This is a genomic window from Desulforadius tongensis, assembly GCF_016907915.1.
In the GTDB taxonomy this organism is placed as follows: domain Bacteria; phylum Bacillota; class Desulfotomaculia; order Desulfotomaculales; family Desulfohalotomaculaceae; genus Desulforadius; species Desulforadius tongensis.
The window spans coordinates 23,785-47,206 of sequence record NZ_JAFBCW010000019.1 but is presented as its reverse complement, the minus strand read 5'-3'; the positions used below and the strand labels follow the sequence as shown (position 1 = coordinate 47,206).

Genomic DNA, 23,422 nt, shown 5'->3' with positions numbered 1-23,422 from the left:
ATGAACTTCGTTCCACAACATGAACCGCCGTATACCGAACGGTACGTACGGTGGTGTGAGAGGACGGGAGTTAATCACTCCCTCCTACTCGATCTTCCTTTATAATTTTACATAATACCATTGTGATTAGATGCGATGGAGTGAGGTGAGCTCCATGTCCGGCCAGCGAATTATCCTGGTTGATAATGATGCCAACTGGAGAAAAAATTCAAAGTCAATTTTGAGCAAAGTGGGTTATTTAGTTATTGGTGAGGCGGTTGATGGAGTAACAGCCATCAAATTGGTACGGGCAAGGCAGCCGGATTTAGTGATAATAGAGGCTTCAATACCCGGCATGGAAGGGGTTGAAGTGGCTAAAATACTAAATGAGGACAACCTGGCCCCGGTAATTTTAACGGCTAACAGTTACCAACAGGAGTTAATAGATAAAGCTGTAAATGCCGGTGTGCAGAGCTTTTTAATAAAACCCATAGACGAAAGCCATTTGGTTCCGGCGGTGGAGCTGGCACTGGCCAATTACCATGAAATGGTTAAACTGCAGCGAAAAATCAAACAATTGGAAGAGAAGTTGGAAAGCCGCAAGGTGATTGAAAGGGCCAAGGGTATTTTAATGGAAACAATGGGTCTTACCGAGGCTCAGGCGTTTAAAAAATTGCAGAAGCAAAGCATGAACAAGCGGGTCAGTATGCGGGCGGTGGCCGAGGCGGTGATTATGGCCCATAACCTGCGCAATGAGCTGTAGCAATAAAAGCTGAAGTAAATAAGCAGTTGAGTACAATGGGGTGCTCCGATGACAGGCAAGGATGCCTTTGCGTAAAAGGGACGTTTATCTCTTTTAGCAAAGGTTTTTTTAATTTATTAGAAGGTATTAAACTGACAAATTTTTTAAGAAAGGTGGATAACCGATGAATGAGCAGCTTAAACAAGAAGTAATGGAAAAGGCCCGTGAGGCAGGGGTGAAATTTATCCGACTCCAGTTTACCGATATTACCGGGGTACTAAAAAACGTGGCCATAACTGTAGAACAGCTGGAAAAGGCGCTGGATGGGGAGTTAATGTTTGACGGTTCATCTATTCATGGATTTGTGCGTATTGAAGAATCCGATATGTACCTGCGTCCCGATCCCAGTACCTTTGCAGTTTTTCCCTGGCGGCCGAGGGAAGGGGCGGTGGCCAGATTAATCTGCGACATTTATAAACCTGACGGCACCCCCTTTAGCGGTTGTCCCAGAAACGCGCTGAAAAAAGTACTGCAGGAAGCTAGAGAAATGGGCTACACCATGGCGGTGGGGCCGGAACTGGAGTTTTTCCTGTTCCAGGTGGATGATGAAGGTCGCCCCACGCTGGAAACCCATGACCGGGCGGGATATTTTGACATGTCCCCCATTGATTTGGGTGAAAATGCCCGTCGGCACATGGTGCTGACGCTGGAAGAAATGGGGTATGAAATAGAGGCCTCCCACCATGAGGTAGCCCCGGGCCAGCACGAAATTGACTTTAAATATTCCGATGCCCTGGACGTGGCAGATAAAATTGTAACCTTTAAATTTGTGGTTCGTACCATTGCCCAGCGCCATGGGCTGCATGCCACCTTTATGCCCAAACCCATTTATGGTATCAATGGTTCCGGTATGCACTCCAACCAGTCATTGATGACCCTGGATGGTAAAAATGCCTTCTATGATCCAGAGGCACCGGATCAGCTCAGCCAAATCGCTTATAATTATATTGCCGGGCTTTTAAAACATGCCCGGGCCGTTACCGCGGTAACCAACCCCACAGTAAACTCCTACAAGCGGCTGGTGCCCGGTTACGAAGCGCCGGTATATTTAGCCTGGTCCGGCAGCAACCGCAGCGCCGTAATTCGCATCCCGGCCAAACGGGGAATTTCCACCAGGGTAGAACTGCGCAGCCCGGACCCATCCTGCAACCCCTACCTGGCCATTGCGGTAATGCTGAAAGCTGGTTTAGACGGCATAAAAAACAACCTGCAGCCGCCTGCTGCCTGCAGCACCAACATTTACGATATGACCGCGGCCGAAAGGGAAAAGCAGGGTATTGATAACCTACCGGCCAGCCTGCCCGAGGCGGTGGAAGAATTAGCTAAAAACCGGGTCATTCGCAGTGCCCTTGGTGAACATATATTTAAAAAATTTGTGGAAGCAAAATTAAAAGAATGGGAAGAATTCCGCTTACAGGTTACACCGTGGGAAGTGGAAAATTACCTGACAATGTTTTAAAGCCCTCTAAGGGCTTTAATGTAAACCATCCTTTCTATTACCCTTCTCCTTTTTGGGGAAGGGTATTTTTTATGTATACAGCATTCTTGCAAAAAACACTAACATTGCATAAAATACTGTGCTATACTATAATAGAATCACAACCTAAATATACCGTTACAACGGCGTAGCGGTGTTAAGAAAGGCAATGGGGCCTCTGCGGTAATGCTGTGTGCATTACGGGCAAGGCCTCTTTTGTGTTATTGTGTTATAATATTAAGAAAATTTAACGAGAGGTGTGAGCCGTAGTGCCAAAGCTAACAGCAGCAGATGTGAAGGCCTTATGTAAAGAGCGGGATGTAAAATTTGTTCGTTTACAGTTTACCGATATTTTCGGCGTGTTAAAAAACGTAGCCATTACAGTGGAACAGCTGGATAAAGCGTTAAACAACGAATTGATGTTTGACGGATCATCCATCGAAGGTTTTGTGCGCATTGAAGAATCCGACATGTACCTGCGCCCTGATCCCAACACCTTTCAGATATTTCCCTGGAAGCCGCGGGAAGGGGCTACCGCCCGCTTGATTTGCGATATTTACAACAGTGATGGCACACCCTTTATCGGTGATCCCCGGTATGTTTTGCGCCGGGCGCTGGCCGAGGCGGAAGAAATGGGATATACCATGAACGTTGGTCCCGAGGCAGAATTTTTCCTGTTCCACGTGGATTCGGATGGTAAACCAACCACCATTACCCATGACCGGGCCGGTTACTTTGATATGACGCCGGTTGACCTGGGTGAAGATGCCCGCCGGGATATGGTGCTGATGCTGGAAGATATGGGCTTTGAAGTAGAAGCATCTCACCACGAAGTGGCCCCGGGCCAGCATGAAATTGATTTTAAATATTCCGATGCTTTGGATGTAGCTGATAAAATTGTTACCTTTAAGTTTGTAGTACGAACCATTGCCCAAAGGCATGGGCTGCACGCAACCTTTATGCCCAAACCGGTATTTGGTATCAACGGTTCGGGCATGCATATGAATATGTCGCTGATGAAAAATGGCGAAAATGCTTTTTACGATCCCAGCACCGACAGCAAGCTGAGTGAAACTGCCATGTACTATATAGGCGGGTTGATAAAGCATGCCCGGGCCATTACAGCAATAACCAACCCCCAGGTTAATTCATATAAGCGCTTGGTAGCCGGGTACGAAGCACCGGTGTATATTGCCTGGTCTGCCCGAAACCGCAGTCCGCTGATTCGTATTCCGGCCAAAAGAGGTATGTCCACCCGTGTGGAACTGAGAAGCCCGGATCCATCCTGCAATCCATACTTGGCTTTGGCAGTGTGCTTACGTGCCGGTCTGGATGGTATTAAAAATAAAATTGCTCCACCGCCTTCCTGCGACCAAAACATATATGAGATGACAGAGGAAGAACGCAGGGAGCAGGGTATAGCCTGTTTACCCGAAAACCTACGGGAAGCGATGGAAGAATTAGCCAAGGACCCGGTAATTAAAGATGCCCTTGGTCCCCATGTATACAACCGCTTTATGGAAGCCAAAAGAATAGAGTGGGATCGCTACCGCATGCAGGTTCATCCTTGGGAGCTGGAGGAATACCTAACCAAGTTTTAGCTGTGTTTTTCAACTGCTGGGGTAGTGAAAAATATAAAAAGTTAAGGCCCGGAATAAGGTTATGGCCTTAGCCCGGGCATTTTTCTGCTCTGGGAAGATGAATGAATATTCTGCCAATAAGGAATTATAGTATCGTTGATAAATACGCCTGCCGGTATTGTTCCGCCGGGATGGAAATGAGCATGATTTATCAGCCTTTTTTTAAATATATCAATAATACCATACTGGAGGTGATTAAAAATGGAGGTAATACTGCCTTTCTTAAATGAGGGACAGGAAAAACCGCCGTTTCTTCCTGGTGGGCTTACGAGGATTATACGCTTCTGAAACTGCTGGGGAGGAACGAAACGGTTAATCAGTTTCAGTGTGGTTTCAGCTGTTATTTAAAGATATAAACAATATTATGGAGAAAGGTTGCAAAATCATGAAAACATATGGATTGCCCCCGAAACAGGGTCTATATGATCCTAAATTTGAACATGATGCATGCGGCATTGGATTTGTAGCCAACATCAAAGGAAAGAAATCTAACCAAATTTTGCACCAGGCGCTTACCATTCTCATTAATCTTGACCACCGGGGAGGTCAGGGCGCTGAGACCAATACAGGGGATGGGGCCGGAATTCTGATGCAGATACCCCATGCTTTTTTGGAAAAAGAGTGTGCAGAATTAAATATTTCCCTGCCTCCTGCCGGTAGATACGGTGTAGGTATGCTTTTCCTGCCCACCGATGCCGGCCGGCGGGAAGCCTGCCAGCGAGTAGTGGAAAAAGTTGTGCAGGAGGAAGGCCAGGTTTTACTGGGATGGCGTACAGTTCCCGTAAATGACTCTATGGTGGGTGAAACCGCGAAACTGGCCCAACCATATATAAGCCAGGTGTTTATTGCCCCGAACCCGGAAATTAAAGACAACCTGGCCTTTGAACGTAAGCTTTATGTGATAAGAAAGCGGGCTAAAAAGGAAGTTCGCCGCTCATGCCTGCAGGATGGGGAACCCTTCTATTTTGCCAGTTTGTCCTCCCGTACCATTGTTTACAAAGGGATGCTTACTCCTGAACAGTTGGATCAATTTTATCTGGACCTGCAGGATCCGGACATAGAAACCGCGCTTGCCCTTGTGCATTCCAGGTTTAGTACCAATACCTTCCCCAGTTGGGAACGTGCTCATCCTTATCGCTATATAATCCATAACGGTGAGATCAATACGCTGCGCGGGAACGTCAACTGGATGCATGCCCGCCAGGCCATGTGCCAGTCAGAGCTCTTCGGCGAAGATATGAAAAAGATCCTGCCGGTAATTGACCAGGAGGGCAGTGACTCGGCCATGTTTGACAACTGCCTGGAATTTCTTACCCTTTCAGGGCGTTCACTGCCCCACGCTGCCATGATGATGATTCCAGAACCGTGGTCCAATCATGAAAGTATGAGCGATGAAAAAAAGGCATTTTATGAATATCACAGCTGCTTAATGGAACCGTGGGACGGACCGGCTGCCGTTGCCTTTACCGATGGTAGAATCATTGGCGCGGTGCTTGACAGAAACGGCCTGAGGCCCTCGCGTTATTACGTAACCAAGGATGACATTATTATTTTGGCTTCGGAAGTAGGCGTGCTTGATGTGGAGCCTGAGAAGGTGACATATAAAGAACGGCTTCACCCGGGACGTATGCTGCTTGTGGATACCGGCGCGGGCCGTATTGTTACCGACGAAGAATTAAAGCAGCGTATAGTTTCCGAGCATCCTTACCGCCGGTGGGTAGATAAATATATGATTAACCTTGAAGACCTGCCCAAGGCTTCCCGGGTTCCGGAACCGAACAAAGACACCATGGTCCGGCGGCAGCAGGCCTTTGGTTATACTCACGAGGAACTGGGTAAGATACTGGAACCAATGGCTAAGAATGCTGTTGACCCGGTTGGTGCCATGGGTAATGATGCCTCGCTGGCAGTGTTATCTGAAAAACCGCAGCTTCTGTACAACTATTTTAAGCAGCTGTTTGCCCAGGTAACCAACCCGCCAATTGATGCCATTAGAGAAGAATTAATTACTGCCACCGGAACAACCATTGGTGCCGAAAAGAACCTTATTAAGCCGGAGCCCGACAGCTGCCGGAGAATCAGGTTAAAAGTACCCGTTCTCAGCAATGAAGAATTGGCAAAATTGCGGCACATTGATTGTGATGGTTTTAAAGCGGTAACTTTGTCCATTTTGTACAAAGTATCTGAAGGAAGCCGGGGATTGGAAAAAGCATTGGATAACCTATTCCGGGCGGCAGATGGTGCCATTTCTAACGGTGCTAATTTACTGATTTTATCCGACCGGGGTATAGATAGCCAGCAAGCTGCTATTCCTGCCCTGCTGGCTGTGTCGGGACTTCATCATCATTTGATAAGAGAAGGCAGCCGTACCAAAGTAAGCCTGCTGCTTGAATCCGGGGAACCGCGGGAAGTGCACCATTTTGCACTGCTGCTGGGTTATGGTGCCAGTGCCATTAACCCTTACCTGGCTTTTGAAACCCTGGAGAATATGGTTCAAAAGGGGCTGCTTACCGGTTTGAGTTCCGGGGAGGCAATTAAGAATTACATTAAGGCAGCAACCAAAGGTGTAGTCAAGGTAATGTCCAAAATGGGCATTTCTACAATTCAAAGCTACTGCGGGGCGCAGATATTTGAGGCCATTGGAATTCACCAGTCGGTTATAGATAAATATTTTACCTGGACTTCTTCACGCCTGGGCGGTATTGACCTGGATGCCATTGCCAGGGAAGTTGAACTTAGGCATCGGCGGGCGTTTTCCGAGCCGGGGGACGCTGCTTTGGACTGCGGTTCCGCCTTCCAGTGGCGTCATGACGGGGAAGAGCACATGTTTAACCCGGAGACCATTTATACCCTGCAGCAGGCCTGCCGCAGCAATGACTATAATCTTTTTAAGCGCTATTCATCGCTGCTGAACAGTAAAGCGCAGAAAAGCTGTACTTTACGCGGGCTTTTTACCTTTAAATCAAACCGCAAGCCCATTCCAATAGATGAAGTGGAACCGGTGGAAGAAATCTGCAGGCGTTTTAAAACTGGGGCCATGTCGTACGGTTCCATAAGTAAAGAAGCCCATGAATGCCTGGCCATTGCTATGAATAGAATTGGCGGCAAGAGCAACACCGGTGAAGGCGGGGAAGATCCTGCTCGTTTTATACCCGATCCCAATGGTGATTCCCGCCGCAGTGCCATCAAGCAGGTGGCTTCAGGCCGGTTTGGGGTTACAAGCAATTATTTAGTTAATGCAGATGAAATTCAAATTAAAATGGCCCAAGGGGCAAAACCCGGTGAAGGCGGCCAGCTGCCGGGCAAAAAGGTGTATCCCTGGATTGCGGAGGTAAGGGGTACCACAGCCGGTGTGGGGCTTATTTCACCGCCGCCTCACCATGATATTTATTCAATTGAAGACCTTGCAGAGCTGATTCACGATCTTAAAAATGCCAATCCCAGGGCCAGAATTAATGTCAAGCTGGTTTCAGAGGTAGGTGTGGGCACCATTGCTGCAGGGGTAGCCAAAGGGCGGGCCGATGTTGTGCTGATCAGCGGTTACGACGGGGGTACGGGTGCATCCCCGCGCACAAGCATCAGGCATGCCGGGCTGCCCTGGGAATTAGGTGTTGCGGAAACACACCAAACCCTTGTATTAAACAAGCTTCGTGACCGAATAGTTGTAGAAACCGACGGTAAACTTATGACCGGGCGTGATGTAGTAATAGCAGCACTTTTAGGTGCTGAAGAATACGGTTTTGCCACCGCTCCCCTTGTGGCCATGGGCTGCGTTATGATGCGGGTCTGCAACCTGGATACCTGCCCGGTGGGTATAGCCACCCAGAACCCGGAACTGCGCAAGAATTTCCGGGGTGATCCGGAGCATGTGGTTAATTTGATGCGTTTTATTGCCCAAGAAATGCGGGAGATAATGGCTGAGTTGGGCTTCCGTTCTGTGAATGAGATGGTGGGTAGAACTGACGTGCTTGAGGTTAGTAAGGCTGTTGACCACTGGAAGACAAAAGGACTGGATCTTTCCGCTCTGCTGTACCGGCCGGATGTTCCGGAAAGTGTGGGTAGATACTGCCGGGTTGCCCAGGATCACAGGCTGGAGAAATCCCTTGACATGCAGGAACTGTTAAGGATCTGCCGGCCTGCCCTGGAAAATGGGGAACCGGTGGAAGCTAAGCTGCCCATTCGCAACATTAACCGGGTTGTGGGAACCATCCTGGGCAGCGAGGTTACAAGGCGTTATGGTGCGGAAGGACTGCCCGAGGATACCATTCGATTGTATTTTGAGGGTTCGGCCGGGCAGAGTTTCGGTGCCTTTGTCCCCAAGGGGATTACACTTACCCTGGAAGGGGATGCCAACGACTATATCGGTAAGGGTCTTTCAGGTGGCAAAATAATTGTATTTCCTCCAACCAAGTCCACCTTTGTGCCTGAAGAAAATATTATCATCGGCAATGTGGCTTTTTACGGCGCTACATCGGGAGAAGCGTATATCCGCGGTGTGGCCGGTGAGCGATTCTGTGTCAGAAACAGCGGTGTGCGGGCGGTTGTGGAAGGTGTAGGTGATCACGGGTGTGAATATATGACTGGCGGCCGGGTGGTGGTGCTTGGTTCCACCGGCAGAAACTTCGCAGCGGGCATGTCCGGCGGTGTTGCCTACGTGCTTGATGAAGACGGTACTTTCCATAATCGCTGCAACCTGGAAATGGTTCTGCTTGAAAAACTGGAGGATACCGGTGAAATTGAAGAGGTTAAAAATTTGATTAAACGGCATGTAAAATATACGAGAAGTAAAGCTGCTCAAAGGGTGCTGGATAATTGGGATGACATGCTGCCAAAGTTTGTACGGGTTATTCCCAAGGACTACAAGCGCATGATGGAAGCCATTGAGCGGGCATATAAGATGGGGTTAAGCGGAGAAGAAGCTATTATGACTGCTTTTGAGGAGAACAAAAACGACCAATCTCGGGTCAGCGGTAATTAATTGAGCAAAATTGGTTGGGAGGAAACGTTATGGGTAAACCTACCGGATTTATGGAATATAACAGGGAACTTCCTGCCCATCGGGAACCTTTAGAGCGTGTAAACGATTGGCAGGAGTTTCACCATCGCCTGCCGGAAGAAAAATTGAAAACACAGGCAGCGCGGTGTATGGAATGCGGCATACCATTCTGTCACAGCGGAATTATGATTAACGGGATGGTTTCGGGCTGTCCCAACCATAATTTGCCGCCGGAATGGAATGATTTAGTCTACCGGGGATTGTGGAAAGAGGCCCTTAATCGCCTGTTGAAGACAAATAACTTTCCGGAGTTCACCGGCAGGGTTTGTCCGGCACCCTGTGAGGGGGCATGCACTGCCGGGCTTGTTGGCTCGCCTGTTACTATAAGAAACATTGAGTGTGCCATTATTGATAAAGCATATGAAGAGGGGTGGATCGTGCCACAGCCGCCTGCTAAACGCACCGGCAAAAGGGTTGCCGTGGTTGGTTCGGGGCCTTCCGGCCTGGCCTGTGCGGCCCAGCTTAATAAAGCCGGCCACTGGGTTACTGTTTTTGAGCGTGCCGACAGAATTGGCGGGCTTTTGATGTACGGTATTCCCAATATGAAGCTTGACAAACGGTATGTACAAAGGCGAGTTGATATTATGGCAGCGGAAGGGATTAAGTTTGTAACTAACACAGAAGTTGGTAAGGATTATCCGGCAGAAAAACTTCTTCGGGAATTTGATGCGGTGGTTCTTTGCGGTGGAGCTACCAAAGCCCGTGACTTACCTGTTGAAGGGCGAAATCTTAAAGGTATTCATTTTGCAGTAGAGTTTCTTCATGCCAATACTAAAAGTCTGCTGGATTCCAATTATGCGGATGGAAATTTCATTTCTGCTGCGGGGAAAGACGTTGTTGTTATTGGCGGTGGAGATACCGGCACCGACTGTGTTGGTACCTCGCTGCGTCATAAGTGCAGGAGTGTTGTACAGCTTGAAATTATGCCTAAACTCCCCTCCGAGCGCAGTTCAAGTAACCCTTGGCCGCAGTTTCCCAGGGTGCATAAAGTTGATTACGCCCAGGAAGAAGCAGCAGCTCTTTATGGTGCTGATCCGCGCCAATATTGCATCATGACGAAAAAATTTGTTGGAGATGAGCGCGGGCATGTAAAAGAGGTGCATACCGTTAACGTTGAATGGGCGAGGAATGACCAGGGGCGTTTAGTGCCGAGGGAAATACCCGGCACGGAGAAGGTTTGGCCTGCCCAGCTGGTGCTGCTGGCCATGGGTTTTACCGGTCCCGAAGACACTCTTCTTGACCAACTGGGTATTGCTCGCGATGAGCGTTCTAACGCCAAAGCTGAGTATGGTAAGTTTATGACCAATGTTGAGGGAGTATTTGCTGCCGGTGACATGCGCCGGGGGCAGAGCCTGGTGATATGGGCTATCAATGAAGGGCGGGGTGCAGCACGGGAGTGCCACCGCTACTTGATGGGATTTTCAAACCTGGTATAATAATATATTTGTAAGATGACGCTCCCTTTTAAAAGGGAGCGTTAATCCTTAAAAATTACCGGTTAACGGGAGTATGGGGTAAGTTAATCGGCTGAAGTAAGTAAAAACAATGAAGTGAAGCAGCTGCCGTAGTATGCAAGTTCACTCATGGGTGTTAGAGGAGAATTTGCAGCCTTCTTTTGCTAGCTAGCGACAGCTTTATAAGTTAAGGCCCGGTTTAGAGTTCGGTTTTAACCTCGGTTTTTGGCCTCATCAGCATGATAAAAATTCTAGTAATAGGAGGTTATTGCACCAATGATTGGTACATTCCCCAGAATCCCTTCAGGATGCGCCATCAGCGGGATGATGAGTAAAAAAGGCCGCCGTATGAACGGGGAAGCGGTAATTAAATCCATTGCACTGATGCATGACCGATCCAACGGTTTAGGCGGCGGTTTTGCTGCCTACGGCATATATCCTGACTTTAAAAATCACTACGCGTTTCACATCCTGTACAGCAGTAAACAAAATCGCATTGATACTGAAACCTATTTAAAAGATAAATTTATTGTTGATCGCTGCGAACCGATTCCAACGAGAAATGTGGATAATATTACCGATCCTCCGATTATCTGGAGGTATTTTCTCTTGGTTGACGGTAAAAGTTTGTATGATAATGCCGGTCAACCGGTTGATGAAAGAGATTATGTGGTAGAAGCTGTAATGTATATTAATAATTGCCTGGATGGTGCCTTTGTAATATCTTCCGGTAAAAATATGGGTGCCTTTAAGGGGGTTGGCTACCCGGAAGATATCGGTCGTTTTTTCTGCCTGGAAGATTATGAAGCCTATATTTGGACTTCACACGGGCGTTTTCCCACTAACACACCGGGCTGGTGGGGTGGTGCCCATCCCTTTTGTTTGTTAGACTGGTCGGTGGTGCACAACGGGGAAATATCCTCTTACGGCATCAACAAGAGATACCTGGAAATGTTCAACTACCGTTGTGAATTACAAACAGATACCGAAGTGGTGGCCTATTTTGTGGATTTACTGCACAGAAAACAGGGAATTCCCTTGGAATTAACTTGTAAAATATTGGCAGCGCCTTTTTGGCAGGAGATTGACAGAATGGAACCGGAGCAGCGGGCTGTTTATACCGCCATCAGGCAGGTGTACGGTTCGGCGTTGTTAAATGGTCCCTTCAGCTTTATTATTGCCAACAGCAGGGCGATGATAGGACTCAATGACCGGATTAAACTGCGTCCCATGACTGTGGGAATTAAAGATGACATGGTTTATATGGCCAGTGAAGAAAGTGCCATCCGCGAAATATGCCCGGATTTGGACGAAGTATGGACGGCTGAGGCGGGGGAACCAGTTATTGCTGAATTGGAAGAGGGGGTAGAAGTATGAGTGTTTATCTGCCGGCAGAATTTAACGTGCAAATCGATCACACCCTCTGCCGCCGCTGCAGGCGCTGTGTGGCGGAGTGCGGCTTTGGCACGCTGAGTTTTAAAGGGGATAAAGTGGTGGCTGACCACAAAAAGTGCGTGGCCTGCCAGCGCTGTGTAAGTACCTGCCCGGAAGCGGCTATTAATGTTGTTAAGAATCCCCTGGCCTATAAAGAAAATCATCACTGGACGCCGGAGCACATTAAAAACCTGCATAAACAGGCGGCCACCGGCGGAATGCTGCTTACCGGCGGCGGCAACGACAAAGTATACAAGAGCTACTTTGATCATATGGTGCTGGATGCCTGCCAGGTAACTAACCCTTCCATTGACCCGCTGCGGGAACCAATGGAGTTAAGGACTTACCTGGGTTCAAAGCCCGACAGCTTGGAGTTCCGGTACAGTGAAAACGGTGAGTACAAGTTAAAAACGAAGCTAAATCCCCAGGTTAAACTGGATACACCCATTGTATTCAGTGCCATGTCCTATGGGGCCATCAGTTTAAATGCCCACAAGGCGCTGGCCAGTGCCGCTAAAGAGTGCGGCATTTTGTACAACACCGGTGAGGGTGGTTTGCACAAGGAGTTGTATTGCTATGGCGAAAATACCATTGTGCAGGTGGCTTCCGGTCGTTTTGGGGTTAATCAAGAGTACCTGAATCGGGCTGCGGTGGTAGAAATTAAATGCGGCCAGGGGGCCAAGCCTGGTATTGGGGGACACCTTCCCGGCGAAAAAGTAAACCGGGAGGTTTCCCAAACCAGAATGATACCGGAGGGGTCTGATGCTATTTCACCGGCACCCCATCACGATATCTATTCCATTGAAGATTTGGCCCAACTTATTTATGCTATTAAAGAGGCCACCGGCTATGAAAAGCCTGTCAGTGTAAAAATTGCCGCGGTGCACAACGTTGCGGCCATTGCCAGCGGTATTGCCCGGGCCGGTGCAGATATCATCTACCTGGATGGTTTCCGGGGCGGCACCGGGGCGGCACCGACCATTATCCGGGATAATGTGGGTATACCCATTGAAATAGCCTTGGCTGCAGTGGATGACCGGCTGCGTAAAGAAGGCATCAGGAATAAGGTATCCATTATAGCTTCCGGCGGCATTCGTTCCAGTGCTGACATGGCTAAAGCAATTGCACTGGGGGCTGATGCTGTGGCCGTAGGTACTGCCGCCCTTATTGCCATGGGCTGTCGTCTCTGCCAGAAGTGTTACACCGGCAGCTGTTCCTGGGGTATTGCCACCCAGCGCCCGGAACTGGTTCGCCGCCTGAACCCGGATAAAGCGGCCCAATGCTTAATTAATATGATCCGCGGCTGGTCGCTGGAATTAAAAGAAATATTAGGGGCGTTGGGTGTAAATGCAGTGGAGAGCCTGCGCGGCAGTAGAGAGCGCCTGCGGGGTATCGGTTTAAACGAAACGGAACTGAACATCTTAGGTATTAAACCGGCAGGCCGGTAATGAGGAGGGGTGTACATGCGGATAGATGCCCGGGGTATGTATTACCGGGATTTAAATAAAATGATTCACCAGGCGGTGAAGAACGGCGAAACAGAGATTGTACTGGATAATGTTAACGGCCAGCGCTATATCGGTACCGGTATTAACGAAAAAGTGCGTATAACTGTCAACGGTGTACCGGGGAATGACCTGGCCGCCTTTATGAACGGTCCGGAAATTACTGTTTATGCCAACGCCCAGGATGGTATCGGCAACACCATGAATGACGGCACTGTTGTGGTACATGGTGGGGCAGGAGATGTACTGGGTTATGCCATGCGCGGTGGCAAAATTTTTATCAAAGGTAATGTGGGCTACCGGGTGGGTATTCATATGAAAGAGTACCAGGACCGGGTTCCCGCCATTGTAGTCGGCGGTACTGCCGGCGATTTCTTTGGTGAGTATATGGCCGGCGGTATTTTAGTGGTGCTGGGATTAAACCGTAAACCGGGGGACCCCCTTACCGGAGACTATTTGGGTACAGGAATGCATGGTGGAATAATTTACTTGCGCGGGGAAGTAGAAAGATATAAACTAGGAAAAGAAGTAGAAGTCTTTGAACTAAACGAGGAAGATGAAAAAAAACTGCAGCCGTTTCTTGAAGAATACTGTGCCCATTTCGGGTTTGAACTGGAAGAAGTTTTAAGTGTTCCATTCTGTAAACTGCTTCCGGTTTCTAAGCGTCCTTACGGAAGGCTGTACGCCTACTAAAAGAGTCCGGAGGTGTGGTCATGGCCTACAAAGTTGTTGTTATCGGCGGCGGTCCCGGTGGATACACGGCAGCCATCCGGGCCGCCCAGCTGGGTGCCAGTGTTGCTTTGGTAGAAAAAGACCAGCTGGGGGGGACCTGTTTAAACCGGGGGTGTATTCCCACCAAGGCGCTGGTCAGCGGTGCAGAAACACTGGCTGCCGTGCGCAGTGCCGGTGATTTCGGCATTGATGTAGCGGGTATTTCCCTTGATTACGCCCGGTTGGCAGCCCGTAAAAATCAAGTTGTCGGTCAATTGGTAAAGGGCCTGCAGTTTCTGCTGAAGAAAAAACATAAAATAGAAGTGATAAACGGTGTTGGCCGCATAATTGCCCCGGGAAGGGTAATGGTGGAAACCGGCCGGGGTGAAAGTGTGAATTTGGAAGCGGAAAACATTATTGTGGCCACCGGCAGCAGGCCGGCCTTAATACCGGCACTGGGTTATGACGGGGAAAATGTTATTACTTCTGACGAAGTATGGCAGTTAAATAAACTGCCCGGTGAAATGCTGATTATCGGCGGCGGTGTGATAGGGTGTGAGTTTGCCGGTATCTTTGCTGAATACGGGGTAAAGGTAACCGTTATTGAGGCCATGCCCACCATATTGCCCACGGCAGACCGGGAAGCGGCACGTCAGCTGCAGTCCCTGTTAAAACGCCGGGGTATAGCCATAAAGACAAAAACAAAGGTAGAAAAGGTGAAAAAAGAAGGGAATAAAGTTGCCGTAGTGCTGGAAGGTGGAGAAACCATCTCTGCGGATAAAATATTAATATCCATTGGCCGTGCCTTTAATACCGATAACCTGGGCTTAAAAGAGGCCGGGGTGGAGCTTGGGCAGAAAGGTGAAGTGTTAGTAAACCGGTTTATGCAGACCAATGTGCCCGGCATTTACGCCATCGGTGACATTACCGATAAAATTCAATTGGCCCATGTGGCTTCAGCCCAGGGGTTGGTGGCGGTGGACAACATCATGGGCAGATCAAGGGCCATGGATTACCGGGTGGTGCCCAGCTGTATATTTACATCACCGGAAGTGGCCGGGGTGGGTTTAACCACCCAGCAGGCCAGTGATGAAGGTATTAAAGTTAAAACGGGCAAATTCCCATTCATGGCATCGGGTAAAGCCCAGGCCATGGGTGAAACCAGCGGCTTTGTTAAAGTGCTGGTGGACCCGGAGAGCGACAAAATTTTAGGCGTGCACATAGTGGGACCCCACGCCAGCGACCTTATTGCCGAAGCGGCCCTGGCAATACAATTGGGAGCCACTGCGGAACAGGTGGCCAACACCATCCATGCCCATCCCACGCTGGCCGAAGCACTGGCCGAAGCGGCAGAAGCGGTGCACGGCAGAGCGATAAACATTTAAAAAAGAGGTTATTAATTATGAGCAAAGAAAGACGTTTTCCGGACTGGATGCGGCGGAAGGTAACCTGTTCCCAAGACCTGGCCAGAACCAGGGAAATGCTGAAAGACCTGTCGTTAAACACAGTTTGCCAGAGTGCCCGCTGTCCCAATCTCTCGGAATGCTTCTCCCGGCGCACTGCCACCTTTATGATTTTAGGTCCGGTGTGCACCCGAGGCTGTCGTTTTTGTGCGGTGGATAAAGGTTTGCCGGAACCGCCGGATATTCATGAACCGGAGCGGGTGGCCGAGGCGGCGGTGAGATTGGGGTTAAAACATGTGGTGGTTACATCGGTAACCAGGGATGACTTGCCCGACGGGGGAGCACAGCACTTTGCCAATACCATAGAGGCGATAAGGAAAAGATTGCCCTGTTCCACAATAGAAGTATTAATCCCTGACTTTCGCGGTGACCGGGAGGCTCTTTATAAAGTGGTACAGGCAAAACCCGATGTAATTAATCATAACGTGGAAACGGTACCCCGGCTGTACAGTGATGTCCGCCCCCAGGCGGATTACAAACGCTCATTAGAACTGCTGAAACAGTCAAAAAAGTTAAACAGCGGTATACTGACCAAATCCGGCCTGATGGTTGGCTTAGGTGAAACCACCGCCGAGGTGCTGCAGGTGATGAGCGATTTGCGCCGGGTGGGCTGCAGTATACTAACCATTGGGCAGTACCTGCAGCCAACGGCCGATCACCTGCCGGTGGGTGAATACATCACGCCCCAGACATATCAGTACTACCGGGATAAGGGTTTCAGCATGGGTTTTAATGCTGTGGAAGCCGGGCCCTACGTACGCAGTTCCTACCGGGCGGGAGATGTTTTTAAACGTTAGTAGGATAAAATTTGCAATCAATGGTTATATCTATAATAAAAGGAAAAGGGCTCGAATTATCGAGCCCCTATTTAGTTGCCAGAGAAAGGAAAACAAGTTACCCTTGGAAAGGCCGGGCGGACTGTGTTACAATAAACTATGGATTTATTTTGGTGAGGGGATATTATGAAACACAGTCTTGCTGTTTTAGTAGTAAATAAACCCGGCGTACTGGCACGCATTTCCGGTTTACTGTCCAGGCGGATGTTCAACATTGAAAGTATTGCTGCCGGCTTGACTGAAGATCCCGATATCACCAGAATTACTGTGGTGGTACAGGGCGATGACCAGGTGCTGGATCAAGTGATTAAGCAGCTGTCCAAACTGGTGGAAGTTATTAAAATACTACGCATAGAAGGAATGGATGCCATTAACCGGGAGCTGGCGTTGATAAAAGTTAAAGCTAACCCGGACAAACGCTCAGACATTGTGGATATTGTAGAGATATTCAGAGCCAAAATAGTGGATGTCAGCCGGGAAACCATGGTAATAGAATTAACCGGGGATGAGCAAAAAATTGATGCCCTGTGTGAAGTGCTGCGGGATCACGGTATTATAGAGATGGTGCGCACCGGGAAGATCAGCCTTTCCCGAAAGTCTGTGGCGGCAAAAGATGGCACGGGGATTTAATATACCTTGAACATTGATGGGTGACCATAAGATTTATTGCACTGTAACTGTATATAATTAATTACATCAGGCGAAAATGGGGGCCAAGGGAGGGGTTCGGTAGGTGAGTTACAAAAAAGTAGAAGTGAACCTACCCGACAATCTTGTGGATGAAATTGATGTTTTAGCCCGGCGGGAAGACCTGGATCGAGGGGAATTGATGCGCCAGGCTGTTTACGCTTACATCTCTGAAAAGAAACGCTGGTATATGCGGGAACAAATGAAAAAAGGGTATTTAGAGATGGCCAGTATAAATTTAGAACTGGCAACGGAGCAGGCCAAGCTTGAAGCAGAGGCTGACGAGTACTTGCCCGCTGCGGAGGGTAGTTAAATGCAAATAAAACGTGGGGATATATTTTATGCTGACCTTAGCCCGGTGGTTGGCTCGGAGCAAGGTGGCACCAGGCCGGTGTTGATACTGCAAAACGATATCGGTAACCAGTACAGCCCCACCACCATTGTGGCAGCCATAACGTCCCAAATTGCCAAGGCAAAGCTGCCAACTCACGTGGAGATTAGTGGTGAAATCAGCGGTTTAAACAGGGATTCGGTAGTATTGTTGGAGCAAATAAGAACCATTGATAAAAGCAGGCTGCTGCAGAGGGTAAGTTCCTTAAATGATGGATTGATGAATGACGTAAAAAAAGCAATAGAAGTAAGCCTTGGGCTTATTGAACTTTAACTGGGGCGCGGTTAAACGCACTTTTAGTTTTTAGGTATTGAAGGATAAATTTTTCAGAATAGGGTAAAACTGCCGCCAGACTGAGTAAATAACGAAATGTTATTTATCAGTCTTTTTTTATTTGCCCAAAACTATATTTATTTAAGATAAAAGTTTAACTTGAAAACCATAAGGAGGCCGAAATGTCATTACCGGTTATTGGGATTACCTGCTGTTTTGATGAAGACACCGGGCGGGTTTGGCTGAGCAAATACTACATTGAAGCAGTAGCTGCCGCCGGCGGGGTGCCGCTGATACTGCCGGTACTGGCCCCCAACTATCATGTACGGCGGATGCTGGCGCTCTGCCAGGGACTGCTGCTGCCCGGTGGGGGCGATATTGACCCGCTGCTTTTTGGGGAAGAACCCCAACCGGGCAGCGGTGAAATATGCCCCCGGTGCGATCACTTTGAACTGGAGATAGCCCAAAAAGCATTGGAAGAGGGAATGCCCATTTTAGGAATATGCAGGGGAGCCCAGGTGCTAAATGTGGCAGCGGGGGGGACCGTTTGTCAGGATATAACCAGCGAAATAAAAAAACCTTTAAAACACAGCCAGCAGGCTCCCAGGTGGTATCCAACCCATACCGTTACCGTTACTGCTGGTTCACTGCTGGAAAAGATCTTGGGCCAAAAATCAATCAAAGTAAACAGCTTTCACCATCAGATGGTGGGTAAATTGGGTCAAAACATAAAAATTTCGGCATTGGCACCAGATGGAGTAATAGAAGCCATAGAGCATGAAAGTAGTAATAAATTTGTGCTGGGGGTACAATATCACCCGGAAGTAATGTGGAAGAACAATTCCCAGGCCATGGCCATATTTAAAGCACTTATTAAATATGCAAACGAATTTTGTAAATAAGTTATAATTGTGCAATTGTGAAATTTAATGTCGATACTAATAAGAAATATGTCAATAATGTCGATAAAAGCATGAAAAACAAACAAAATTAAAAATGTTCGCTGCAGAGAAGGGTTTTTGGCCATTTTCACGAATAAAATAAAAATTAGCATTAAATAATTGTAAATATCTGGAGTGTTTAAATATATGTTGGCAATTACTGGAGGAACTGTTTATACCATTACCGGAAGGGTGCTGGAAAAGGGCACTGTGTTGATCGAAGACGATAAAATTACTGATGTGGGCGTTGGTATCGATATACCTTCCCGGTGTGAAGTGATTGATGCCAGCGGTAAATTGGTGCTGCCGGGGTTTATTGATGCCCACTGTCACGTGGGTATCATGGAAGAGATTTACAGTCTGGAGGGTGACGACGGCAACGAAACCACCAATCCTGTCACTCCGCACCTGCGGGCAATTGATGCCATTAATCCCTCTGACATTGCTTTTACCGATGCCCTTTTTGCCGGAGTGACCGCAGTGGTTGTAACCCCCGGCAGTGCCAATGTCCTTGGTGGGGAAATGGTGGCGCTGAAAACCAAGGGTACCGTTGCAGATCGCATGGTTATTAAAAACCCTGTGGGTGTAAAGGCGGCATTGGGAGAAAACCCTAAAAGGGTATATGGCGGCGAAAAAAAGACACCGGCAACCAGAATGGCCAATGCGGCTCTGCTGCGTCAGACGCTGGTGGAAACCATTAACTATATGCGCAGGGAAAGTAAAGAACGGGATTTAAAATATGAGTCGCTGGTTCCGGTTATAAAAAGGGAATTGCCCTTGAGGATTCATGCCCACAGGGCGGATGATATTATGACAGCGGTGCGCATTGCAGAGGAATTCGATATAAAAATAGTTATTGAACACTGTACCGAGGGATATAAAGTAGCAGACCTGCTGGCGGAAAAAAAGATTCCTGTTATTATTGGTCCCATTATTACCAACCGGGCTAAGGTGGAACTGCAGGGGGTAAGCTTGAAGAATGCTGCCGTCCTGTACCAGGCGGGAGTAAAGTTCGCGGTGATGACCGACCACCCGGTAGTGCCGGTACAGTACCTGTCACTTTCGGCTGCTCTGACCATACGGGCCGGTTTGCCTGAAGAAGAGGCTTTAAGGGCGATAACCATTAATCCGGCAGCAATACTGGGCTTAAGTCATCGTTTAGGCAGCTTGGAACCGGGTAAAGATGCAGATATAGTTATTCTTGATAGGCCTTTTTACGATATACGCTGTCGAGTGGAACAGGTCTTTGTAAATGGGAGAAAAATTTTACCCCAAAATTAATTTATCTGGCAGGAAAAGGAAGAGGGATGTAGAATAGATAAAACAATGGTAAAAATATACTTAATTACTAATTAATGTTATATTTTGTCGGAAGGGGTATGAATATGACAAGCAAGCCTCTCAACATATTAATTGTTGACGATCAATCGGGGGTAAGATATTTACTGGAAATACTGATAAAGGAAGCGGGACACAATGCCAGTACTGCGAAAAATGGTCAAGAGGCAGTGGAAGCGGTAAGAAAAGGTCATTATGATTTGATTTTTATGGATATTCGCATGCCGGTAATGGATGGATTAGAAGCATTGAGTAAAATAAAAATGATGGCCTCTAACGTGGAAGTGGTTATGATGACGGCTAACAATACTGAAGATATAATCAATAAGTCCCTGGAAGGGGGCGCTTTGAAGTGTATGGCCAAGCCCTTTGATGTTGAAGATATAAGGGACACCATTGATGAGTTTATTTGGTCCAGAGAAATGAGAAGGGAAGAAATGAAAAATTCATGTGCCATGTAAATATCTTTATACAGCCATGGAAACCCGGGAGCCTCCCGGGTTTTTTGTTTCGCAACTATGGACTTTCGGGTATAATATATGGTTGAGGTGGAAATATGTACGAAATTATATCAAAATCACCGGAAGACACCCGGCGGTTGGGAAAGCTCTTGGGACAGTTGGCTGAACCGGGAGATGTGTTTTGCTTGTATGGAGATTTGGGAGCAGGCAAAACCAGTTTTTCCCAGGGAGTGGCTGAGGGTTTAGGGGTAAATGAATATGTAACCAGTCCCACATTTACTTTGATTAACGAATACCAGGGGCATTACCCTTTTTACCATATGGATGTATATCGCCTGAGCGGGGCCGGCGACATGGCCGACCTGGGTTACGAGGAATATTTTTATGGTAACGGGGTAACTTTAGTGGAATGGGCTGATGTTGTCAGTGAAGTGCTGCCGGAAGAAAGACTGGACTTAAAAATAATCAACCGGGGAGAAGGGGAAAGAATTTTAAAGTTTTATCCCCGGGGTGATAGGTATAATAAAGTGGTTGAGGAGTTGTGGAAAATTGTACGTGCTGGGAATTGAAGCTGCTACACCGGTGGCCGGAGTGGCAGTGCTGGAGGAAAACAAACTGCTGGCAGAAGGATTTGTCAATAATAAGCGTACCCATTCCGTCAATTTACTGCCCATGATTAAAAAGGTCATTGCCGATGCCGGAATTAAACCGGAGCAGTTGGACGGCATTGCAGTATCATCGGGACCGGGGTCGTTTACCGGCCTGCGGATTGGAATAACCACTGCCAAAACCTTGGCCCACACCTGGAAACTGCCTGTGATGGCGGTTTCCACATTGGATGCCTTGGCTTATCCGCTGGTTGGCTATCACGGGCTGATATGCCCGGTATTAAATGCCCGTAAAAATGAAGTATATACAGCGGTATACCGGGGAAAGGAGAAGGAATTAAAAAGACTGACCGGGTTAATGGCTGTTCCGCCCGGTGAACTAATGCAAATTTTAAATCAGTGGCCGGATAAGGTGCTGTTTTTAGGTGATGGGGTAGATGTTTACCGGGAAGAAATAATCCAAACCATGGGTAACAGGGCGCAGTTTGCTGCCCGGGCCGTGGCGCTGCCCCGGGGCGCTGTGGTGGCGGAAATGGGGATGCTGGAACTTAAAAGGGGAAAGGGTATATCGCCGTTAGAAATAAAGCCGCAGTACATCCGTCAATCTGAGGCAGAGATAAAATGGGCCGAGAAGCATAAATTGTCCGGGGAATGCAGCTGTGGAAATTAAATTTAAAGACATGCAGCCGGAGCACCTGGTTGAGGTGCTGCAGATAGAAAAAGAATCCTTCCCCACACCTTGGTCATACCAGGCCTTTGTATATGAAATTATGCATAATGATTTTGGACATTATATAGTGGCGCTGAAGGGTGACCGGGTGGTTGGCTATGGCGGTATATGGGTGGTGCTGGATGAAGCCCATATTACCAATATTGCTGTGCACCCCGATTATCGCCATCAAAAGATCGGCCGCCGGTTGATGCGGCAGTTAATGAACAAGGCGCTGGAACTGGGTGCCGACAAAATGACGTTGGAAGTACGCCCGTCCAATATATATGCCCGCAGGTTGTATACCCGGTTGGGTTTTAAAGAACAGGGTTTGCGAAAAAACTATTACAGTGATACCAATGAAGATGCCATCATTATGTGGAAAAACGATCTTAAAAATGAAGACTGAGATTAATATACCGCCGGTGGTATAAAAATTAAGTGTACTGGAATTTTTTCAGGTTAGTGTAGTTTGGGCCGCAGGGCCCAAAATGTATTTTTAATACAAAATATAAGAGTTATAATTTTAATGCTCAGGGAACTTTTAGTTGCTTTAAAGGTGGTTGTAAAAATGAGTGTAACAATATTGGGTATTGAGACTTCCTGTGATGAAACTTCTGCCGCCGTGGTTGTGGACGGGGTAGAAGTGAAAGCAAATATTATAGCTTCACAGGTGGAGCTGCATCAAAAATTTGGCGGTGTGGTTCCAGAGGTTGCCTCGCGCAAGCACTTGGAGCTTATAAACCACGTGATCATTGAAGCCGTCGAAGAGGCCGGTATTACCTATCAAGACTTGGATGCAGTGGCTGTAACCTATGGCCCCGGTTTGGTGGGGGCGCTTTTGGTTGGCGTGTCTGCGGCCAAAGCCATGGCCTATGGCCTGGAAAAACCCTTAATTGGCGTTAATCATATTGAAGGGCATATTTATGCCAACTTTTTGCACCGGCCGGATTTGCAGTTCCCGGTGCTCTGCCTGGTAGTTTCCGGCGGCCATTCTGACCTGGTATTAATAGAGCATCACGGCAGCTACCGGTTGTTGGGGCGCACCCGGGATGATGCTGCCGGTGAAGCCTTTGACAAAGTGGCCAGGGCAATGGGGTTGGGATACCCCGGCGGCCCGCTGATTGATCGCCTGGCCCGGGAAGGAAATGCTCAGGCTGTCCAGATACCCAGGGCTTACCTGGAAGAAGGCAGTTTAGACTTTAGTTTCAGTGGTACAAAAACGGCAGTGTTAAATTATTTAAATCGCACCAAACAGAAGGGAGAAGAAGTAAATACAGCCGACCTGGCGGCGAGTTTTCAACAGGCGGTTGTGGATGTTCTTGTGGATAAATCCCTTTTGGCAGCCGCCAAATATAATGTTAAGACCATCATGCTGGCGGGAGGGGTGGCGGCTAATGGTTTGCTGCGCAGGCAGCTGCAGCAGGAGGCGGGAAAGAAGGACATTCAGGTTGCTTATCCGCCTGTGATATTATGTACGGATAATGCGGCCATGATTGCCTGTGCAGGCTACTACAAGTACCTGCGGGGAGATTTTGCTCCGCTGACGCTGAATGCCATTCCGGCATTGACCTTGGGGGCAGACAAATACTGATAAGTTATCCAAACTTTTGTGGATGTTCGGTTGTGGATAATGTGGATAACCTTGTGCATAACT

General features: G+C 48.1%; 20 protein-coding genes. All 20 read left to right on the top strand.

What is annotated here, in order from left to right; genetic code table 11:
* The first annotated feature begins 154 nt into the window (after positions 1–154).
* The 20 genes from JOC37_RS08710 (at position 155) to tsaD (ending at position 23,359) form a co-directional block, all read left to right on the top strand.
* Positions 155–742: an ANTAR domain-containing response regulator gene (locus JOC37_RS08710; RefSeq protein ID WP_204618071.1), complete on the top strand. Its 588-nt coding sequence runs from the start codon at positions 155–157 to the stop codon at positions 740–742.
* Positions 743–905: 163 nt separating this feature from the next.
* The gene (gene glnA / locus JOC37_RS08705; protein ID WP_204618069.1) at positions 906–2,240 is read left to right on the top strand and encodes a type I glutamate--ammonia ligase; all 1,335 of its coding nucleotides are present in this window, start codon (positions 906–908) and stop codon (positions 2,238–2,240) included.
* 287 nt (positions 2,241–2,527) lie between these two features.
* Positions 2,528–3,859 (top strand): type I glutamate--ammonia ligase, encoded by a 1,332-nt coding sequence (glnA, locus tag JOC37_RS08700; RefSeq protein WP_204618066.1) that lies wholly within the window; start codon positions 2,528–2,530, stop codon positions 3,857–3,859.
* A 424-nt stretch (positions 3,860–4,283) separates the two neighbouring features.
* Entirely contained in the window at positions 4,284–8,876 is a 4,593-nt protein-coding gene (gltB, locus tag JOC37_RS08695; protein WP_204618064.1) for a glutamate synthase large subunit, read from the top strand.
* A 29-nt stretch (positions 8,877–8,905) separates the two neighbouring features.
* Positions 8,906–10,390, top strand: a complete 1,485-nt coding sequence (locus tag JOC37_RS08690) for a glutamate synthase subunit beta (protein ID WP_204618063.1) — start codon at positions 8,906–8,908, stop codon at positions 10,388–10,390.
* Positions 10,391–10,684: 294 nt separating this feature from the next.
* Positions 10,685–11,785: a class II glutamine amidotransferase gene (locus tag JOC37_RS08685; RefSeq protein ID WP_204618061.1), complete on the top strand. Its 1,101-nt coding sequence runs from the start codon at positions 10,685–10,687 to the stop codon at positions 11,783–11,785.
* Entirely contained in the window at positions 11,782–13,290 is a 1,509-nt protein-coding gene (locus tag JOC37_RS08680) for a glutamate synthase-related protein (protein ID WP_204618059.1), read from the top strand. The genes JOC37_RS08685 and JOC37_RS08680 overlap by 4 nt, the downstream gene beginning before the upstream one ends.
* A gap of 15 nt (positions 13,291–13,305) precedes the next feature.
* Positions 13,306–14,040: a GltB/FmdC/FwdC-like GXGXG domain-containing protein gene (locus JOC37_RS08675; RefSeq protein WP_204618057.1), complete on the top strand. Its 735-nt coding sequence runs from the start codon at positions 13,306–13,308 to the stop codon at positions 14,038–14,040.
* Between the two features lie 20 nt (positions 14,041–14,060).
* Positions 14,061–15,443, top strand: coding sequence for a dihydrolipoyl dehydrogenase (gene lpdA, locus JOC37_RS08670; RefSeq protein ID WP_204618055.1), 1,383 nt, complete (start codon positions 14,061–14,063; stop codon positions 15,441–15,443).
* A gap of 17 nt (positions 15,444–15,460) precedes the next feature.
* On the top strand, positions 15,461–16,318 hold the full coding sequence (lipA, locus tag JOC37_RS08665) for a lipoyl synthase (protein WP_204618053.1): 858 nt from the start codon (positions 15,461–15,463) through the stop codon (positions 16,316–16,318).
* A gap of 165 nt (positions 16,319–16,483) precedes the next feature.
* Complete coding sequence (ilvN, locus tag JOC37_RS08660; protein ID WP_204618052.1) at positions 16,484–16,987, top strand: acetolactate synthase small subunit; 504 nt, start codon at positions 16,484–16,486, stop codon at positions 16,985–16,987.
* A gap of 103 nt (positions 16,988–17,090) precedes the next feature.
* Positions 17,091–17,357 (top strand): ribbon-helix-helix protein, CopG family, encoded by a 267-nt coding sequence (locus JOC37_RS08655; protein ID WP_204618050.1) that lies wholly within the window; start codon positions 17,091–17,093, stop codon positions 17,355–17,357.
* Positions 17,358–17,708 carry a type II toxin-antitoxin system PemK/MazF family toxin gene (locus tag JOC37_RS08650; RefSeq protein WP_204618048.1) on the top strand — a complete coding sequence of 117 codons (351 nt, stop codon included), beginning with the start codon at positions 17,358–17,360 and terminating at the stop codon, positions 17,706–17,708.
* Positions 17,709–17,890: 182 nt separating this feature from the next.
* Positions 17,891–18,610 carry a gamma-glutamyl-gamma-aminobutyrate hydrolase family protein gene (locus JOC37_RS08645; protein WP_204618046.1) on the top strand — a complete coding sequence of 240 codons (720 nt, stop codon included), beginning with the start codon at positions 17,891–17,893 and terminating at the stop codon, positions 18,608–18,610.
* A 186-nt stretch (positions 18,611–18,796) separates the two neighbouring features.
* Positions 18,797–19,930, top strand: coding sequence for an amidohydrolase (locus JOC37_RS08640; RefSeq protein ID WP_204618044.1), 1,134 nt, complete (start codon positions 18,797–18,799; stop codon positions 19,928–19,930).
* A gap of 104 nt (positions 19,931–20,034) precedes the next feature.
* Positions 20,035–20,448 (top strand): response regulator, encoded by a 414-nt coding sequence (locus tag JOC37_RS08635; RefSeq protein WP_204618042.1) that lies wholly within the window; start codon positions 20,035–20,037, stop codon positions 20,446–20,448.
* Between the two features lie 95 nt (positions 20,449–20,543).
* Positions 20,544–21,017 carry a tRNA (adenosine(37)-N6)-threonylcarbamoyltransferase complex ATPase subunit type 1 TsaE gene (gene tsaE, locus JOC37_RS08630; RefSeq protein WP_204618040.1) on the top strand — a complete coding sequence of 158 codons (474 nt, stop codon included), beginning with the start codon at positions 20,544–20,546 and terminating at the stop codon, positions 21,015–21,017.
* Complete coding sequence (tsaB, locus tag JOC37_RS08625; RefSeq protein ID WP_338017368.1) at positions 21,004–21,726, top strand: tRNA (adenosine(37)-N6)-threonylcarbamoyltransferase complex dimerization subunit type 1 TsaB; 723 nt, start codon at positions 21,004–21,006, stop codon at positions 21,724–21,726. The genes tsaE and tsaB overlap by 14 nt, the downstream gene beginning before the upstream one ends.
* Positions 21,716–22,174, top strand: coding sequence for a ribosomal protein S18-alanine N-acetyltransferase (rimI, locus tag JOC37_RS08620; protein ID WP_420797287.1), 459 nt, complete (start codon positions 21,716–21,718; stop codon positions 22,172–22,174). The genes tsaB and rimI overlap by 11 nt, the downstream gene beginning before the upstream one ends.
* 162 nt (positions 22,175–22,336) lie before the next feature.
* Positions 22,337–23,359 carry a tRNA (adenosine(37)-N6)-threonylcarbamoyltransferase complex transferase subunit TsaD gene (gene tsaD / locus JOC37_RS08615; RefSeq protein ID WP_204618036.1) on the top strand — a complete coding sequence of 341 codons (1,023 nt, stop codon included), beginning with the start codon at positions 22,337–22,339 and terminating at the stop codon, positions 23,357–23,359.
* Positions 23,360–23,422: the final 63 nt, after the last annotated feature.

Coding starts and splice junctions, on each gene's coding strand:
- JOC37_RS08710 (WP_204618071.1), top strand. CDS start 155: ATGTCCGGCCAGCGAATTATCCTGGTTGATAATGATGCCAACTGGAGA.
- glnA (WP_204618069.1), top strand. CDS start 906: ATGAATGAGCAGCTTAAACAAGAAGTAATGGAAAAGGCCCGTGAGGCA.
- gltB (WP_204618064.1), top strand. CDS start 4,284: ATGAAAACATATGGATTGCCCCCGAAACAGGGTCTATATGATCCTAAA.
- JOC37_RS08690 (WP_204618063.1), top strand. CDS start 8,906: ATGGGTAAACCTACCGGATTTATGGAATATAACAGGGAACTTCCTGCC.
- JOC37_RS08685 (WP_204618061.1), top strand. CDS start 10,685: ATGATTGGTACATTCCCCAGAATCCCTTCAGGATGCGCCATCAGCGGG.
- JOC37_RS08680 (WP_204618059.1), top strand. CDS start 11,782: ATGAGTGTTTATCTGCCGGCAGAATTTAACGTGCAAATCGATCACACC.
- JOC37_RS08675 (WP_204618057.1), top strand. CDS start 13,306: ATGCGGATAGATGCCCGGGGTATGTATTACCGGGATTTAAATAAAATG.
- lpdA (WP_204618055.1), top strand. CDS start 14,061: ATGGCCTACAAAGTTGTTGTTATCGGCGGCGGTCCCGGTGGATACACG.
- lipA (WP_204618053.1), top strand. CDS start 15,461: ATGAGCAAAGAAAGACGTTTTCCGGACTGGATGCGGCGGAAGGTAACC.
- ilvN (WP_204618052.1), top strand. CDS start 16,484: ATGAAACACAGTCTTGCTGTTTTAGTAGTAAATAAACCCGGCGTACTG.
- JOC37_RS08650 (WP_204618048.1), top strand. CDS start 17,358: ATGCAAATAAAACGTGGGGATATATTTTATGCTGACCTTAGCCCGGTG.
- JOC37_RS08645 (WP_204618046.1), top strand. CDS start 17,891: ATGTCATTACCGGTTATTGGGATTACCTGCTGTTTTGATGAAGACACC.
- JOC37_RS08640 (WP_204618044.1), top strand. CDS start 18,797: ATGTTGGCAATTACTGGAGGAACTGTTTATACCATTACCGGAAGGGTG.
- JOC37_RS08635 (WP_204618042.1), top strand. CDS start 20,035: ATGACAAGCAAGCCTCTCAACATATTAATTGTTGACGATCAATCGGGG.
- tsaE (WP_204618040.1), top strand. CDS start 20,544: ATGTACGAAATTATATCAAAATCACCGGAAGACACCCGGCGGTTGGGA.
- tsaD (WP_204618036.1), top strand. CDS start 22,337: ATGAGTGTAACAATATTGGGTATTGAGACTTCCTGTGATGAAACTTCT.